Below are 17,011 nucleotides of genomic sequence, written 5' to 3' on the forward strand. Positions count from 1 at the left end.
CCAGCACGGTCATGCGTCGCGCGCGCCGACCAGTTCGCGCTCGGCGGGGGCGGGTTCGCGAGCCGACCGGACGCGTGCGGGCCAGAACGCGGCCCGGCCGAGCAGGGCGGTCAGGGCCGGCACCAGCAGCCAGGACAGCACGAACGTGGAGACGAGGATGCCGAGCGCCACCGCGAAGCCGACCTGGGCCAGCGCGGGCGACACCACGAGCGCGCCGAACGACGCCGCCAGGATCACACCCGCCGCGGCGACCGGCGGACCCGCGTGGCGCAGGGCGCGCGCCGCCGCCTCCCGGGCGCTGTTTCCGGCCTTCATCTCCTCGCGGATCCGCGCGATCATCAGGATGTTGTAGTCGGTGCCGATCGACGCGACGAACATGTACACGATCAGCGGGAGCGTGAAGTCGAGGCCGGGCTCGCCGGCCATACCCTGGAAGATCACCACCGAGGCGCCCAGCGTGGCAAGGAACCCGCCCACCACCGCGCCGAGCAGGTACGCCGGCGCGAAGACACCGCGCAGCATCAGCAGCAGCACCAGCCCGATCAGCGCGCCCGCCGCGGGGAAGATGACCCGCATGTCGGCGCTGACCACGTCACGCACGTCCGCGAACGTCGACGTCTCCCCACCCACGTACGCGGTCACGCCGGGCGGGACCGCCTCGTGCGCGGCCGGGCGCAGGTCGCGTACCACCTCGTCGAGCGCCTTCTCGCTCAGCGGATCCGCCGAAAGCAGCAGGTCGACGCGGGCCACGTCGCCTTCGACCGCCACACCGCCGACGCCTCCGACGATCGGCACGCCGGTCAGCTTCTCCGCGTACGCCGCGACGCTCTGCTCGGTCAGACCCGGCCCGGCCAGGTACACGGAGGTCGGGCTCAGCGTGCCGGCCGGGAAGCCGGACTCGAGCTGCGCCAGCGCGCGGGCCGACTCGGTGCCGCCCGGCATCGAGCCCATGTCGTAGCTGGCCTTGTAGCTGAGCGCCCCGAGGCTCATCACCGCCAGGATGCCCGCCGCCACCAGCGCGACCAGCGCAGGCCGCCGGCTCACCAGCCGGCCGGTCCGGGCCGCGAGCCCTTCGCGCGGCTCGCGCCGCCACGCCTTCGACGGCCAGAACGCCCGGTGGCCGAGCAGCGCGAACACCGCCGGGATCAGGGTCAGACCCGCGAGGACCATCACGAGCACCGCCACCGCCAGCGCCGGACCCAGTACCTGGAACGAGCCGAACCCGGACAGCAGCAGCGCGCCGAACGACACCGCCACGGCCAGCGCGGACACCGCGATCGCCTCGCCGACGCGGCTCATCGCGGCCACCATGGCGACCCTGCGGTCCTCGCCCAGACGCAGCCGTTCCCGGTACCGGAACAGCAGGAACACCACGTAGTCAGTGCCCACGCCGAACAGCACCACCGGTAGCAGGCCGGTCACCGACGGGTCGAGCTGCGTGCCGGTCGCCTTCGCGCCCAGCGCCAGCAACGCCACCACGCCCTGCCCGACCGCGGCGATGATGAAGATGTTGAGCAGCGCCACCCACGGGCTCCGGAAGATCACCACAAGCAGCGTGACGATCATCACGAGCATCCCGGCACTCACCAGGACGTCGAGGATCTCGGTGTCCTTGACGGCGGCCGCCTCACCCGTGTACCCGAAGCGCAGGTCGCTGCCGCGTACCAGATCCTTGGTCCTCTCGCGCAGGTCGCCGACGGCGCGCAGGGTACGCTCGTGGCTGGCGCTTTCGGTGAACGCGACCTCCGCCAGCTGCACCTTGCCGTTCGGCGACACCAGGTCAGGTGAGGTCGCGAGGCCCTCGACGCCGGCGACGCGGGCGCCGTCGAGCGCGGCCACCAGCTCTCCCGCCTTCTCCCGGTCCGCGGCGCCGAGCGCCGCACCGTCCACTCTCGACAGTACGAGTATCGCCGTCGCGCCTGCCTTGTCCGCCTGCGGGAAAGCCTTGTCGGCGAGCTTCTGCGCCTGCGCCGATTCGTAGCTGTCAGGCAGGAAATCGGCTTCGTTGCTGCCCTCAACAGCCGCCGGCCCGTCCGGCCCGAGCACGGCGAAGCTCAACCCGCCCAGCGCGATCACCGCCACCAGCCACGCCAGGATCACCCGCACGGGGTGCCGCACCACGGCTCCACCGAGTCTCTCGAACACGTTTCGCTCCCTTCACATCGACAAGATCGACGCTAGGGAACGGGGCGACAGCGTTCGAGGGTGCGCGAACGCCTCTTGATGGTGGTGCCAGCACCACCCTCCGTGAGAAAGGACCCATATGACCGACCACCTGATCGTCATCGCCGGTGGCCCCGGCGCCGGCAAGACCACGCTGATCGAGGCGCTGCGCGCGGCCGGATACGCCACCGCGCCCGAGGCCGGCCGCGCCATCATCCAGGACCAGGTCGCGATCGGCGGCCCGGCGCTACCCTGGGTGAATCCGGCGCTGTTCGCCGAGCTCGTGCTGTGTTGGGACCTGCGCTCGTACCGGTGGGCACTGCGGCACGACGGGCCGGTGTTCTTCGACCACGCGCTGGCGGGCATGGCCGGGTACTACCGCCTGATCGGACGCGAGGTGCCGGCGCACGTGTCGGCCGCCGTGGCCGCCTTCCGGTACGGCACGCGGGTGTTCGTGGCGCCGCCGTGGAAGGAGATCTACCGCACTGACGCGGAACGGCGCCAGAGCTGGGACGAGGCGGTGCGGACGCACGAGGTGGTGGCGCAGGCGTACGTGGAAGCGGGGTACGAACTGGTGGAACTGCCCCGCGCGCCGGTTTCCGAACGGCTGTCGTTCGTGCTGCGGGAGGCGTTTGCCGTCCAGGAGCAGCGTATTCAACGGCACGGATGAGCACGCCGTCCTGGTGTGGGAAATCGGGTGATGCCACAGGGGCTCGCGTAAGGCAGACTGTCGCGAGTGGAGGCTCAGCAACTGTTGAATGGCCGATACCGCTTGGAGGCGCGGATCGGCCAGGGCGGCATGTCAGTGGTCTGGCGGGCCAGCGACGAGGTACTGCGCCGGCACGTGGCGGTAAAAGTGCTGGCAGGCGCGCTCGCGACCGACCCGGCCGCCCGGTTGCGCATCCAGGCTGAGGCGCGCGCCGCCGCCCGCCTGGCGCACCCGCACGTGGCGAGCGTCTACGACTACGGCGTCACGACCGGTGACGACGGCGAGCCCGAGCCGTTCGTGGTGATGGAGCTGCTGCGCGGGCCCACCCTCGGCAAGCGTCTCGCCGGCGGGCCGATTCCGGTGCGCGAGGCGCTACGCGTCTGCGCCGAGGTCGCCAGCGGCATCGCGGCGGCGCACGAGGAAGGCCTGGTACACCGCGACATCAAGCCCTCCAACGTCGTGCTCGCGCCGTCCGGCGCCAAGGTCGTCGACTTCGGCATCGCGGCCGCGGCCGGGCCCCTGGAGGATCTCGACGAGAGCAGCCGCATGGTCGGCACCCCGGCCTACCTGGCGCCCGAGCGGGTCGTCGGCGGCGACGTCATGCCCGCCTCCGACGTGTACGCCGTCGGCCTGCTCCTGCACGCGGTGCTCACCGGCCGCCTGCCGTGGCGGGTCGAGACCACGACGCAGATGCTCAAGGCGCACGTGTACGTCCAGCCGGAGCCGATGCAGCCCGTCCCCGGCGTCCCGCGGCACGTCATCGAGCTGTGCGAGCGGTGCCTGGCCAAGGAGCCCACCGACCGGCCTTCGGCGGCCGAGGTCGCGGCCGTACTGGCCGACGCGGCGGGCATCCCGCTGCCCGGTGCCGGCGTCGGCACCACTCCCCCGCCGTTTTCACCCGACGCCGGCCCTGACCCCAGCCTCCGTGACGATGCTGGCCAGCGCGGCTCGCACCGCCGCGACACCGGAGGGTCCAGGGGGTCCGGGAGTCGCGACGGCTCGCATGGGAGCGCCGCAGGGCATCCGGGCTCGGGCGCCGTGGGTGGAGTTGCTGGCGCGGGTGGTCTCAGCGGCGGACTTGGCGCGGGCGCAGGCGCAGCGGGCGACGGCGGAGCTGGCGGGCCGGGTGCGGAGGGCATCGGCGGGCCTGGCGCGGCCGGTAACCAGCGTGGCGCGGCACGGCGCGGCGGCAACCAGCGCTTTCCCGGCGGAGCTGGCGTGGCCGGATCTGGCGGGGCCGGCGCGGGCGAACTCGGCGGAGCCGGCGACGCGGGCGGGGCCGGCTCGGACCGGCTCGGCAACGACGGCCGGCCGGAGTCCGGCGCGGGCGGGCGTGACCAGCCAGGCCGGATGGCGTCGGACCCTGGCTCGGGCGGCCCGCCGGGCGCCGCCGGAGACGGCCCGTCCGGCGGGAGCGCGGGCGACGGCACCACGGACGAGCGCGGAGGCGGGCTCAGCACGGACGAACGCGCGCTGAGACGCGCGGCCGCAGGGCGTGCCGGGGGCGCGGCAGAGCCTGACGCCGGTGGCGCGGCGCGCGGTGCGGCCAACGAGCGCGGCATGGGCGCGTCGGACGGGGGCAACCAGCGCCGGCCCGGCGGCGGTGGCCGCGGCGGAAACGGTGGGAAGCGGTGGCGGTTCGGTGCCGTGGCCGGGGTCGTGGTGTTCCTGATCACCACGGTGGCCGCCGTGATCACGTTCGCCGACCCGGCCGGCAACGGCCTCGGCGCGGAGGCGCAGACGCAGATCTCGGCCACCGCACAGGGCGACGCCTCCCAGGACCCCGGCGACCCGGGCGGGTCACCTGCCAAGGCACCGCGCCCCGGCACGTCGCCTATCCCCGGGACGAACGGTGCCACCCGGCCGGGCGCGGGCGCCACAGCCGGCAGCCCGCCCCCGAACGGTGGCGGCGTCACGAGCGCGCGACCATCCACGCCGGTCGAGGAGACCGAGAACCCCACATCCGAGCAGCGCACCATCACCTCCGAGGGCGGCAACGTCGTAGCTGAGTGCACGGGCACCCTCGCGCGCATCGTGAGCACCGACCCCGCCGACGGGTGGACGGTCCGGAAGATCGACCCCGGCCCGGCGGCGATGGTACGCGTCTGGTTCAAGGCCAAGAACCAGGTGAAGGTCCAGATCCGCTGCGCCGGTGGCATTCCGACGCAGGACTGAGGCCGGGGGCGCTGGGCCTGCCACGTCGTCGATCAAGGAGATCTGCATCGATCATGGGCGAATACACGCGGAAAAGAGATCAAACCACGTGCATTTGCCCTTGATCGACGGAAAGAGCGCGGGGCGCCCGCGGAAAGAGACCAAGCGACAGGCGGGCGCGGAGATCGGCCGAATGGACATTGTTCGGCGTCGATGTCACGGCATATCGTGAGGGCATGGGTCGCCGGATTCTTGCCGCGTTGATCGTTGCCGTCGGGCTTGTCGCAATGCCGGCGGTGGCGGCCTCCGCGAGTGTCGTGTTTACCGAGGACTTCGAGGATGGCGATACCGCCGCATGGCAGTTCGCGGGCGGGCGGTGGGGATTGTCCAGTGACGGCTCGCGGGTGCTGCGCCAGACGCGCACCGCCGTCGAGCATGCCCGCGCCACCGCCGGTGACGCCACCTGGACCGGATACACCGCCTCGGCGCGGGTCAAGCCGACCTCGATCAGTTTCGGGCGGTCCGCGGCGGGCATCGTGGCGCGGGCCGGCGCCGGCGACAACGGATACCTGCTCGCGCTGCGCCCCGGCAACCGGGTCGAGCTGGTTCGCAGCCGGGGAGGGCAGCGCACCGTACTCGCCAGCGCCGCCCTGAACGTGCGCAACGGCACCTGGTACACACTGCGGTTGCGTGCGGACGGCGACCAGCTACAAGGGACGGTCAGCGGCGCCACCGGCGAGGTGACCCTCAGCGCGACCGACGCGGGGCTGGCTGTCGGTCCGGTCGCGCTCTTCACCGACCGCGCCGCCGCGACCTTCGACGACGTCAGCGTCGACACGATCCCGCCGCCACGCGACACGCAGCCACCATCCACTCCCGGGGTGCCGCAGCTGCTGGAGGTGACGCCGACGACCGCCACGATCACCTGGCCCGCCTCGACCGACAACGTCGGCGTGACCGCGTACTGGGTCTACTTTGGAACGCAGTTCTACGAGAACTATCCGGTGCGGCAGGTGCCGACCAACGCTCCGGTCACGCTGCCGATCGGCGGCACGACGGGGTACACGCTGCACTTCTCGGTGCTGGCGGTCGACGCGGCCGGCAACCAGTCGGCGCTCGGGCAGCGGGTCGCCTTCAGGCAGCCGCCCACGGTGCCGCGCACCGGGCAGGACACCGTGCCGCCCTCGGCGCCGGGCACCCCCGTCATCACCGGCATGGAGGGCGGCAGCGTGGTCATCACGTGGGCGCCGGCCACCGACAATGAGGGCGTCGTGGAGTACCACGTGGTGCACGCGTTCAACATCGACGAGGTGCGGGTGCGGGCCAAGGTGCCGGGGACTGTCACGTCGGCCGTGGTGCCGCCGGCCTCCACACCCAATCAGGTCTGGGTGATCGCTTACGACGCCTCGTGGAACAGCTCAGGGAGCGCGTCCATCATCGCGACACCGACCACCACGCCGCCAACGCCGCCACCGAACTGATCCAGTGCTCAAGGTGGCACACCGAAGCGGACGGGCGCCGCGCTGATCGCGCCGCACTACCGCAGTACGCGGTCGCGCACCGCCAAATAAACGGCGCGCACCGCCAGCGTGCGCTCGACCTCGTCGATGACCGGTGCGAAGAACTGGCGCCGGTGCTCGGCGTCGCTCATCGACGTAACCGCGAAGTACATGCTGCCGAAGCCGGCCAGCAACGTGGCGTTGCGCAGCAGGGCGACCGGCACCGCCGGCAGCAGGACCGAGCGTGCGGGCTCCTCACCGATCCACTGCTCAGCCGTCTCCGGCGTCACGACGAGCAGGCCCAGCACGAAGAACACCACGAACAGCGCGAGCCCGACGACCGCCGCCTGCACGAGTTGGCGGGTGGCGAGCATCAGCAACAAGTTGCGGACCTGGCGGCCGTTCAGTGGCACCGCCTCGACCGAGCCGCCGGGCGCGATGTCGTCGACCGGCAGGTCGGCGAGCGGCGTGCGCTCGCACGCGGCGGTCAACCGGGGCGCGCTGAGGTCCTGCTCGACGCGGCCGATCTCGTCGCGCAGCCGGGCAGCCGCCGCCAGGATGGTGACCGCCGCGAACAGGCCGACCACGAGCGCGAGCCGCCACCAGCCGAGGCGGTTCATGGCCTGCCACAGCTCACCGGTGAAGAACAGGAACGTGGTCACGAAAAGCAACGCGGGCAGCGCCCGCCCGAACAGCCGCACGCTGTTGCGCAGGTCAACAAAGGCGTGCCCGATCGCCCGGCGCAGCAAGGCGCCCAGCCCGTACGTGGTCGCGACCAGCGTCGCGACGAACGCGCCGGCGAAGAAGATGACGAAACCCAGGAAGCCGACCACGCTGCCGCCGGGCGGCGTGACAGCACCGTCGACCGCCAGCTGAAGCAGCGGTACCGCCAGCGGCATGAGCGCGTACGCGGCGAGAATGGGAACAGTGGCGCCGCGGGTGACCCGGGGCAGCTGCCGGACGAACCGGCCGATCGCGAACCGGACCGCGAGTACGGCCACCACGATCCCGGCTAGTAGGATCCAGCGGGCCGAACCGGCGGCGCGCAGCGGAAGGAGCCAGACCAGGCTGGCGACCGCCACGACGGCCAGCGACGGCAGCATCCGGGGCAGGACGTGCGTCGCGAAGGTGTACCCCTCGATCATCGTAGGGGTGCCGCGCCGGACGAACCAGCGTTCGGTCCGGCGCACGACGGTGCGCGCTGCGGTGAGTGCCACGTGCTGATCATGCACCTTCCGGGGTCGTCGCTGCGCGCTGACGCTTCCATGGATCACGTACGGCGTCACAGGACGGTTCCGCACCCGAGGGGGCGGTAATCTGCTGGGCATGCTGCCCACCGCTACCCCGGAAGAGCACGGCATCCCCTCCTCGGCCGTGATGGCGTTTCTCGACGCGGTCGAGGAGCGCGTCGATGCGCTGCACAGCGTCGTGGTGGTGCGGCACGGCCACACGCTGGCGCGCGGCTGGTGGGCGCCTTACCAGTCCGACCACCCGCACGCGCTGCTCTCGGTCAGCAAGAGCTTCACCTCGACGGCCGTCGGCCTGGCTGTCGAGGAAGGGCTGCTGTCGGTCGACGACCTGGTGGCGCCGCTGTTTCCGGACTCGGTGCCGACGCGGGTCGACGACCATCTGGCCGCCCTGCGGGTGCGTCACCTGCTGACCATGACCGCCGGCCACGCGGCCGACACCACCGACATCGTGTGGGCCGATTCGGACGATGACTGGGCGCGCGCGTTTCTCGCCCAGCCCTTCGTTCACGAGCCGGGCAGCACGTTCGTCTACGACACACCGGCCACGTACATGCTCTCCGCGATCGTGCAGCGGCTGACCGGCCAGACAGTCGTGGAGTACCTGAGGCCGCGGCTCTTCGAGCCGCTCGGCATCGCGGAGCCGATATGGGAGACCTGCCCGCGCGGCGTCACGGTCGGCGGATGGGGGCTGCGCCTGCGTACCGACGAAGTGGCGCGCTTCGGCGAGCTGTACCTGCGGGACGGGGTCTGGCAGGGGCGGCAGCTGGTGCCCGCATCGTGGGTGCGCGCGGCGACCGCGTCGCAGGTGCCGACCGGCGCACTGGACGATGTGGACTGGCAGCAGGGATACGGATACCAGTTCTGGAGGTCTCGCCACGGATACCGGGCAGACGGCGCGTTCGGCCAGTTCTGTCTCGTGTTACCGGAGCAGGACGCGGTGGTGGCGATCACCTCTGGCACCCCCCACACTCCCGCGGTGCTCGACCTGGTGTGGAAGCACCTGCTGCCGGCCATGGGCGACGGGCCCTTGTCGCTGGACGATGGCGCGGTCAAGGCGCTCACCGACCGGCTCGACGGTCTGCGCCTGCCGACCGTTTCGGGCCGCGCCTATACGCCACTGGCGGCCGAGGTGTCCGGCCGTTTGTACCATGTGGACGGTGGATCGGGCTCGATTACGCTCCACGCCGAGCCAGGCGGGGCCGCCCGGCTGGTCCTGAAGGACGAGCGCAGCGCGCACGACCTGCCGATCGGATACGGCGAGTGGCGGCCCGGCAAGGCGACGATCGCGGCCGGCCAGACCGTGGCGGTCTCGACGAGCGGGGCATGGACAGCCGACGACACGTATGTCGCGCAGGCGTACGCGACCGAGATGCCGTACCGGCGCACCCTCACCTACACATTCGCTGGCGACCGTCTGACAGTCGAGCACCGCGAAAACGTATCGTTCGGCCCAACCGAACACCCACCCGTCGTGGCCACCTGGCGTCCATAGGGGCCGAACCGGGACGACACGTCTCCACAGTGGACGGCCGAGCCGGCCCGGCCAGCCATCACGCCCTGCGCGCACCCGCCGCGGGCCACGGGCCCGCGGCCGGTATCGACATTCATCCGTACTCCGGCGCCACCCCCTGACCTGGGCAGATACTGGCGGCAAGAGGGCGCCGCCAGCGGCGCCGGACGGTTGGGGGAAACGATGAGTGTCGATGAGCTGAAGAAAGCCAACGCCCACTTCTACGACGAGGTCTTCCGGCGGCGCAACGTCGACGCGCTCGACGAACTGCTCGCGGACGACTTCGTGGAACACATTCCCGGGCCTGGCCAGTCGGCGGACCGGCAGGGCGTCAAGGAGTTCATCGGGCAGATCCTGGCCGCGTTCCCGGACCTGGACTTCGAGATCGTGCGCGAGGTCGCGGAGGGTGACACCATCGCCTCGGTACTGCGGTTCACCGGTACGCACCAGAACGAGTTCGCCGGCGTGCCGCCGACCGGCCGGCGCGTGACCGTTTTCGTGGCGGACGTCGGGCGCCTGCGCGAGGGCAGGTGGACCGACCACTGGGGCCTGGTCGACTTCGCCGGGCTGATGGGGCAGTTGGGAACGACCCCAGCCGGCTCGCGCTGACCGCGTCCACCTACCTCGCTCATCCCAGGTCGGTATCTTTTCCCTTCTTAATCTTGCGATCGTCCCGTAGCTCGACGAACGGCTCCTCGTCCTGCGGGTGTCCGGCCGCGATGGCCCGGCCGCGGTGCAGCTCGGCGTCGAACTCGGCGCCGAGCAGGACCGCGAGGTTGGAGATCCAGAGCCAGACGAAGAAGATGATGACGCCGCCGAGGGTGCCGTAGGTCTTGTTGTACGAGCCGAAATTGGCCGCGTAGAACGCGAAGCCGGCCGACGCGATGATCCACACGATGACGGCGAGCAGCCCGCCGGGCGTGACCCACCGGAAGCCGCCCTGGCGAGCGTTGGGAGACGCCCAGTAGAGAATGGCGAACATCAGGCTCACCAGCACCACCAGAATCGGCCACTTCACGATCCCCCAGGCGGTGATCAGCGCCGAACCGATGCCGAGCGCGTCACCGACGCGTTCGGCGAGCTCACCGGTGAAGACCACCATCAAGGCACTGACCGCCAGTATGACGCCGACCACGACGGTCACCGCCAGGCGGATCGGCAGCGTCTTCCAGATCGGCCGGCCCTCCGGCACGTCGTAGATCGCGTTGGACGCGCGCATGAACGCCCCGATGTATCCGGACGCGGACCACAACGCGCCGGCCAGGCCCACGATCGCGAGCAGCCCGGCCGTGTCTTGCCCCTCGGTGAGGCTCTCGGCGCCTCTGCTGAGGATCTCACCGACCGGGCCAGGCGCGATCGTGTCCATGTTGTCGATCAACGGTTGGAGCACCGCGTCGCCTGCCAGGCTGAGCACCGAGACCAGGACCAGCAGTCCAGGAAAGATCGACAGGACGGCGTAGTAGGTCAGCGCGGCGGCCCAGTCGGTCAGGTTGTCCTCACCGAACTCCCGCACGGTCCGGCGCAGCACCTGCCACCAGCCCCGGGCGCCCCAACTTCGTGGGCTGGTCGGGGCCGGCGCCGGCGCCGGGCGAGCCGGCCTCCGGCGCCGGTGGACGCCCATCGTCACGCCCGCTCTCGTCGCGATGCGCCCGATCAGCGCTGCGGTCGACCATGGTGAGCCACCTACCGTGCCATCAGCGCGACCACCACCGCCGGGCGCGGGCGGCCCGCGCCGCCCGGCGGCGGCGCACCAGTACGACGGCGCCGGCCGCGGCCGCCAGCCCGGCCACGGCGCCGGCGAACCGGCTCGGCCGCCGCCGCACGCTCTCGACGGCTTGCTGGGCCGTGTCCTCCACGCGCACCGTCGCCGTCTGCGCGGTCTCCTTCGCCCGGTCCTTGACCTGCGCCGCCTGGCCCTTGACCTCGGCGACCTTGTCCTTGGCACGGCCCTTCACGTCCGCCCGTTGCGCCAGCTCCTCCACGCTGTCACCAAGCTCGGACCGGGTCTGTTCGATATCGGAACGGATCGAGTCCGGATCGGTAGCCTGCGGCGCGCTCGCCGCGGCGCCGCGGGTTCGACCGCGCGGCTTGTCAGCACTCGTGCTCATCGGTGTGCCCTCTCCTTCACCTGCTCGATGTCGGCCTTGACGCTGTCGATCGCCTGCTCCGGCACCGGGGGCGTGGCCTGCTGGACGTGACGGCGACCGAGCAGGGCCAGCACCGCGGCCACCGCGAACAGCACCACCGTCACGATCAGCGCGGCCAGCCACGCCGGCATGGCCTCTGCCAGGGCCAGCACGACGGTGGTCAGCAGTCCGGCCACGCCGTACAGGGCGATCAGGCCACCGCCGCCGAATAGTCCGGCACCGATGCCGGCACGCTTGCCCTTCTCGGTCATCTCCGCCTTGGCCAGCGCCAACTCGTCGCGTACCAGGCGGGAGATCTGCTCGGCGGCATCGCGGACCAGCTCCGCGGTCGACGCTTGGCCCGGATCGGCCGAGCCTGCACGCGTAACGTCACCCATGTCGTCGGCTCCTTCCTCCACCGCAGTGGTATGCCCACCGCTTCGCCACCTCAAAACGCCTGGTAAATAGGATCAAGGCGCGCTCGGTACCGCTTCGGCAGGGACCAGCTACGCGTAGATGTCCTGGAGCATCAGGCGGACGTCGAGATGGGTGTAGACGCGCACCGCCGTCACGCGCTGGCGACGATCCGGTTGACGCAGCTCCCGAGCCCCTCCACGGTCGTGACGAGGCGCTGGCCGGCCCGCAGGTATCGCGGAGGCTTTCGCGCGTGGCCGACGCCGCCCGGCGTGCCGGTCGCGATCACGTCGCCGGGCCGCAGGGTGATCATCGTCGAGACGTACTCGACCAGGTCGACCGGGTCGAAGAGCAGGTCGCCGGTGTTGTCCCGCTGTACGGTCTCGCCGTCGAGCTCGGTGCTGATGTCGACCTTCGGGCGCACCCCGCCGGGCAGTTCGTCGGGGGTGACCAGGTGCGGACCGAGCGGCGTGGTGGCCTCCCAGGTCTTGCCCTGGAGCCATTCCTTGGTGCGAAACTGCCAGTCTCGGCAGGTCACGTCGTTGAGCACGGTGAACCCGGCGATGGCGTCCTCGGCCGAGGCTCCCCTGGCCCGGCGTACGGGCGTGCCGACGACGACGGCGAGCTCGCACTCCCAGTCGAACGCGCCGGTCTCGGGCGGCAGCACGATGTCGTCGCCGGCGCCGACGAGGGCCTCGGCGTACTTGGCGAACAGTGTTGGGTACCGCGGCAGGTCGCGGCCCATCTCGAGGATGTGGTTGCGGTAGTTGAGGCCGACACAGATGATCTTTCCCGGCCGCGGCACGACCGGCGCGTACTCGGCACCGCGGCGCTCGTGTGACGGCCCGTCCGCGGCCGCCCGCTCCCGCCATCCCGGTGCGGCCAGCAGCGCCCCGACGTCGGCGGCGCCCAGGTCGACCAGGCGGTCGTCATCGGCCCGTACCGCTCGGGTGGCGCCCTCGGCGGTGCGGATGGTGGCCAGTTTCATCAGTGCGGTCCTTCCACGCGACAGGCGAACAGCATGACGCCGGCGCGGTGGAGGTAACACAGAGTTCTTCAGAGCAGAACGCTGTGTTTCCCGCACCGCGTCGGCGCCTTGCGCTCCCGGCGGTGACACCCCGGCCCAAGCGCGCCCCTCTCCCCGCCGATCAATGGCTAACGCACGTGCTTTGATCTCCATTCCGCGTGCATTTGCCCCTGATCGAGGCGATACTCCTTGATCGGCGCCTGAGCAAGGAGGTGGCGGAGGATGACCCGGCAGGTTTGCTGCGCCCGTCACGCGGCGAGCCCCGGCAGCCGCACGGCGCGGCACCACCCACCGACAGCAGCGCGAGCCGTTCCGGGCCCTACCCGGACCTGGTGCTGCTCGACGGCGACACCTTCCTCATGTGCATCACCGATCCCGACCGCAACCGCCCCGAGGGCGGCGCCAGCTCCGCCGGCAACCTAGGCTTCCGCTGCGCCGCCACCGGAAGCGCAGGTTGCAACGACCACGCCAGGCTCCAGGTATCTGTCCTCCTCGAACACCGCCCAGTGCATCGATGGTCGACTCCTTAACGTCCACTATGGAAACGCTTGAGGAGTAGCACAAACACACGGCCAGCCTTTCGGGCAAGTGCTCCGGATTTGTTGTGTAGCAGGGCATCCGTCGCACATCGGCCACTACAAGATCGCGGGTTGCCGCACACATCGATGGCTGTTATCTTCCTCGCAAGCCACGGGGGAACGGCGACTCGACGCAGTGCAGCGGTCTGTCGCCGTCCTCGTCCCGGGTGTCGAGGAGGATCCTGTCTTGCTAATCTACAATGGACAGACTGAGAGCGCTCTCTCGGTCCAATTCGGACTCCAATCGACCCCTCCCCGATGAGCACGCCCACCGGCGCAGAGACCGTGGTCAAGCAGTACGTCGACGATCTCACCTTGGCCCTCGCCCAGCTCGAGACCGGCGCGATGACCGACGTGCTGGAGACGCTGGTCCTCGCGCTGCGCGCCGGCGACCGGGTCTTCGTGGCCGGCAACGGCGGCAGCAGCACGGCCGCCATCCACATCGCCAGCGACCTGACCGCGGCCTCAGACGGGCTCAGCGCCGCACCGCACGCCGTCGCGTTGACGGAAAACGTCGCCCGGGTCACGGCCATCGCCAACGACTTTTCCTACGACGAGATCTTCTCCCGCCAGCTCGCCGGCTGGGGCAGGCCCCGCGACGTGGTGCTGCTCTTGAGCGTCAGCGGCCACTCAGCCAACCTGGTGCGGGCGGCCAAGGTCGGTCGAGAACTGGGGATGACCGTGCTGGCGGCGCTCGGCAACGCCGGCGAGATCGCGCGGCTCGCTGACCGCTCCGTCATCTTCGGCCAGGCCGACTACGGCCTCACCGAGGATCTGCACGTGGCGCTCGGCCACATGGCGGTGCGGGTGCTGCGCGGAGGCGACGCTTGCCGATACACGGATGGGCGAGCCCGGTGAGTCATAACAGCTCCAGGGTTTTCCTCGCGATCCGCTACTTCGTCGGCCTCTTCGGGCTGACCCTGACGCGCACCTCGCCCAAGCTCACCAGCTACCGGATCCACTCCGGCAAGGGGCGCCACGACGAATCGCGGCCCCTCCCGGCCGGCATGGCCGAGGTGCTCGACGACCGGCACCCCGACCTCGTGGAGCTACGCACGCGGTACAGCAGCCTGGACTCACCGTTCAAGCCTGGCAGCTTCTGGCGGCGCAGCCGCCGCCTGCGCGATCTGAACCTCGCTTACTTCCGCGGCGACAACGCCTACGTCTGGCAGCTACGCCAGCTCGGCGACAATGCCCGCCTGAAGTTCTTCCTCTTCGCGCGGTACGTCAGCGCCCTCGACACCCACAAGCTCCTGGAGCGCACGAGCGAAGACGGCGCCTTCGGCTGCTGGAGCTTCGACTTCCACGCACTGCCGACCTCCAGCCGAGACCTCCTGGACTCCATCAACGAGATGTACTTCCTGGACCGGCACTGGGGACTGCTGTCCAGGATGGACTTCACCGTCGTCGACATCGGCGCCGGATACGGCCGCCTCGCCCACCGCATGGTCGAGAGCGTTCCCGACCTGAAGCGCTACCTGTGCGTCGACGCGATCCCGGAATCGACGTTCCTCAGCGAGCAGTACCTGAGGTACCGCGCGGTCGACCACAAGGCGACCGTGCTGCGGCTCGACGAGGTGGCCGACCGGCTGGCGGCGGAGCGGCCTGACCTGGCGGTCAACATCCACAGCTTCTCCGAGATGCCGGCCGCCGTGATCGAGGCCTGGATCGCCCTGCTGGCGCGCTCCGGCGTGCCCGCCCTCATGATCGTGCCCAACGAGGGCGACCAGCTGCTGAGCCTGGAAGACGACTACGTGCGGCTCGACTTCGGCCCGGTGCTGGAGCGCCACGGATACGTGCTCGCCGCACGCGAGCCGACCATCACCGACCCGGACGTGCGCGAGCTGGTCGGGGTCGGCGACTGGTTCATGCTCTATCGCCGAGCCACACCATGACCGAGAGCGTCCAGTTGACCTGGGGGCAGCGGTTCGTCTGGGACATCCTGGAGTCGCTGGCCCCGGTCAACCACTACATCAACCTCCGGTTCCGGGTGCACCTGCCCGGCGACGCCACCCTCGATGGTGTGCGAGGTGCCCTGCACACCCTGGTCCGTCGCCACGAGTCGCTGCGTACCCGATTCCCCGCCGGCGCGGACGGTGAGCCACGGCAGCAGGCCGATCCCGCGGGCGACCTGCCGGTGGAGATCCGCGAGACCGAGCCCGGCCGCGTACGCCGGCTCGCCGAGCAGGAGGAGGAACGGCTCTGGCGAGAGCCGTTCCGGCACGACATCCAGTGGCCGCTCAGGGTGAGCGTGGTCGTCGCCGACGGCCGCCCCCGGCAGGCCGTGTTCGTGTTCTCCCATCTCGCCGTCGACGCCTGGGGATGCGCGGTGCTTCGCAGGGAGTTCCTCGACCTGTTGCGAGGCGGCGGCGCCGAGCGGGCACTGGCCGGCTGGCAGCCGCGCGACCGGGCCGCGTTCGAGGTGTCCGCGCCGGGGCGCAAGGCCAACGACCTGTCCCTTGCCTACTGGCGCCGGATGCTCCAGATCGCGCCGCAGACCGCCTTCCCCACGCTGCGTGAGGCCGGCGAGACCCCGCTGTTCCCCGGCGTCGGCCTCCACTCGGTGGCGCTGGCGGCGGCCGCGCAGGCTCTCGCGACACGGCACCGGGTCGGACCGGCCGCCGTCCTGCTCGCCGCGCTGTCGACGGTCGTCGGCATCAGGACCGGCACGGACGCCGTGCCGCTGCTGCTCGCGACCGGCAACCGCTTCACGCCGGTCGACGCAGCCTCGGTGGGCACCTTCTATCAGGCCGCGCCGGCGCTGATACGGCTCGACGCCGGGTCGCTGGCCGGCACCATCCGCAGCGCGCACCAGGCGTCGACGATGGCGGCCCTGCGCGGCCAGAGCGACCCGCGCGACGTCGCGCGGCTTCTCGGCGCCGTGAAGACCCGGCGGGGCGTCGACTTCGACCTGCAGAGCACGGTCAACGTCGTGCCCGAGCCGGGAAGCGTGCGCATGCCGCCGGCCGTCCACGACGTCGCCGCGTTGCGGGAGATGACCGCGTCCACGCTCGTGTCCGACCTCGAGGGCCGAGACAACGAACGGCTGAAGCTGTACGTGCACGTCAAGGCCCTGCGCTCGCGCGCCGTCATCGAGCTGTTCTGCGACAGCCGCTACCTGTCCGCCTCCGGCGCGCGGAAGGTCCTGGCCGGGCTGGAACTGGTGCTGATCGAGATGCTCGACGCCGGCGACCTGACCATCGACCGCGTCGCCGACCTGGTCGGGATCGCGCCGCTCGGCCGGTCACCGAGCTGCGCCCTCGTCGACAACTGCTGGATCGACGTGGACGCCGTACGCCGGATGGTCGCCGGCCTGCCGGAGACGATCGCGTCACAGGTGTTCGTGGACAGTCCGGACGGCGGGCCCGCCCGGCTGGTGGCGTACGTAGTGGCGGCGAGACCCGCCACGCCCGAAGGGTTGCACGCCGCCTTGATGGGCAGGCTCGACGGGCACCTGACCATGACGCCGCAGTGGTACGTCATCTGCCACGACGCGCCTGCCCGGCCGGAGTCCCGCGCCGGCTGGGAGCGGCAGCCGGTGCTCGCGCAAGGCACCGGCCGAGACAGCGAGGGAGGCTAGC

General features: G+C 71.1%; 15 protein-coding genes. 9 read left to right on the forward strand and 6 right to left on the reverse strand.

The window, feature by feature from the left end:
• Positions 1-9 precede the first annotated feature (9 nt).
• The gene (locus V6V89_RS01180) at positions 10-2,145 is read right to left on the reverse strand and encodes an MMPL family transporter (protein WP_334616965.1); all 2,136 of its coding nucleotides are present in this window, start codon (positions 2,143-2,145) and stop codon (positions 10-12) included.
• A 118-nt stretch (positions 2,146-2,263) separates the two neighbouring features.
• On the opposite strand from V6V89_RS01180, the gene V6V89_RS01185 reads away from it, so the two are divergent.
• From V6V89_RS01185 to V6V89_RS01195, 3 genes are all read left to right on the forward strand, one after another.
• A complete protein-coding gene (locus V6V89_RS01185; RefSeq protein ID WP_334616967.1) occupies positions 2,264-2,833 on the forward strand; it encodes an AAA family ATPase in 570 nt (189 codons plus the stop codon).
• 66 nt (positions 2,834-2,899) lie between these two features.
• Positions 2,900-5,047 carry a serine/threonine-protein kinase gene (locus V6V89_RS01190; protein ID WP_334616968.1) on the forward strand — a complete coding sequence of 716 codons (2,148 nt, stop codon included), beginning with the start codon at positions 2,900-2,902 and terminating at the stop codon, positions 5,045-5,047.
• 215 nt (positions 5,048-5,262) lie between these two features.
• Positions 5,263-6,507 (forward strand): hypothetical protein, encoded by a 1,245-nt coding sequence (locus V6V89_RS01195; protein ID WP_334616970.1) that lies wholly within the window; start codon positions 5,263-5,265, stop codon positions 6,505-6,507.
• A 56-nt stretch (positions 6,508-6,563) separates the two neighbouring features.
• Here V6V89_RS01195 and V6V89_RS01200 read toward each other — a convergent pair whose 3' ends face one another.
• A complete protein-coding gene (locus V6V89_RS01200) occupies positions 6,564-7,742 on the reverse strand; it encodes a hypothetical protein (protein WP_334616972.1) in 1,179 nt (392 codons plus the stop codon).
• 109 nt (positions 7,743-7,851) lie between these two features.
• On the opposite strand from V6V89_RS01200, the gene V6V89_RS01205 reads away from it, so the two are divergent.
• A complete protein-coding gene (locus V6V89_RS01205; RefSeq protein WP_334616973.1) occupies positions 7,852-9,267 on the forward strand; it encodes a serine hydrolase domain-containing protein in 1,416 nt (471 codons plus the stop codon).
• A gap of 201 nt (positions 9,268-9,468) precedes the next feature.
• Positions 9,469-9,894 (forward strand): ester cyclase, encoded by a 426-nt coding sequence (locus tag V6V89_RS01210; RefSeq protein ID WP_334616974.1) that lies wholly within the window; start codon positions 9,469-9,471, stop codon positions 9,892-9,894.
• Positions 9,895-9,913: 19 nt separating this feature from the next.
• On the opposite strand, the gene V6V89_RS01215 is transcribed toward V6V89_RS01210, so the two are convergent.
• The 4 genes from V6V89_RS01215 to V6V89_RS01230 all read right to left on the reverse strand — a co-directional run bounded on the left by V6V89_RS01215 (position 9,914) and on the right by V6V89_RS01230 (position 12,813).
• Positions 9,914-10,906: a YihY/virulence factor BrkB family protein gene (locus V6V89_RS01215; protein WP_334617203.1), complete on the reverse strand. Its 993-nt coding sequence runs from the start codon at positions 10,904-10,906 to the stop codon at positions 9,914-9,916.
• Between the two features lie 73 nt (positions 10,907-10,979).
• A complete protein-coding gene (locus V6V89_RS01220; RefSeq protein ID WP_334616975.1) occupies positions 10,980-11,393 on the reverse strand; it encodes a DUF3618 domain-containing protein in 414 nt (137 codons plus the stop codon).
• Positions 11,390-11,809, reverse strand: a complete 420-nt coding sequence (locus tag V6V89_RS01225; protein ID WP_334616976.1) for a phage holin family protein — start codon at positions 11,807-11,809, stop codon at positions 11,390-11,392. The genes V6V89_RS01220 and V6V89_RS01225 overlap by 4 nt, the downstream gene beginning before the upstream one ends.
• A 170-nt stretch (positions 11,810-11,979) precedes the next feature.
• Positions 11,980-12,813, reverse strand: a complete 834-nt coding sequence (locus tag V6V89_RS01230; protein WP_334616978.1) for a fumarylacetoacetate hydrolase family protein — start codon at positions 12,811-12,813, stop codon at positions 11,980-11,982.
• A gap of 197 nt (positions 12,814-13,010) precedes the next feature.
• Between V6V89_RS01230 and V6V89_RS01235 the strand changes: the two genes are divergently transcribed.
• The 4 genes from V6V89_RS01235 to V6V89_RS01250 all read left to right on the forward strand — a co-directional run bounded on the left by V6V89_RS01235 (position 13,011) and on the right by V6V89_RS01250 (position 17,010).
• On the forward strand, positions 13,011-13,382 hold the full coding sequence (locus tag V6V89_RS01235; protein WP_334616979.1) for a hypothetical protein: 372 nt from the start codon (positions 13,011-13,013) through the stop codon (positions 13,380-13,382).
• A gap of 306 nt (positions 13,383-13,688) precedes the next feature.
• The gene (locus V6V89_RS01240; RefSeq protein WP_334616980.1) at positions 13,689-14,288 is read left to right on the forward strand and encodes a D-sedoheptulose-7-phosphate isomerase; all 600 of its coding nucleotides are present in this window, start codon (positions 13,689-13,691) and stop codon (positions 14,286-14,288) included.
• Positions 14,285-15,325 carry a putative sugar O-methyltransferase gene (locus V6V89_RS01245; protein ID WP_334616981.1) on the forward strand — a complete coding sequence of 347 codons (1,041 nt, stop codon included), beginning with the start codon at positions 14,285-14,287 and terminating at the stop codon, positions 15,323-15,325. Before V6V89_RS01240 ends, V6V89_RS01245 begins: the two co-directional genes overlap by 4 nt.
• Positions 15,322-17,010 carry a condensation domain-containing protein gene (locus V6V89_RS01250; protein WP_334616982.1) on the forward strand — a complete coding sequence of 563 codons (1,689 nt, stop codon included), beginning with the start codon at positions 15,322-15,324 and terminating at the stop codon, positions 17,008-17,010. Before V6V89_RS01245 ends, V6V89_RS01250 begins: the two co-directional genes overlap by 4 nt.
• Position 17,011: the final 1 nt, after the last annotated feature.

The organism is Micromonospora sp. CPCC 206061, assembly GCF_036906915.1.
Taxonomy (GTDB): Bacteria; Actinomycetota; Actinomycetes; order Mycobacteriales; family Micromonosporaceae; genus Phytohabitans.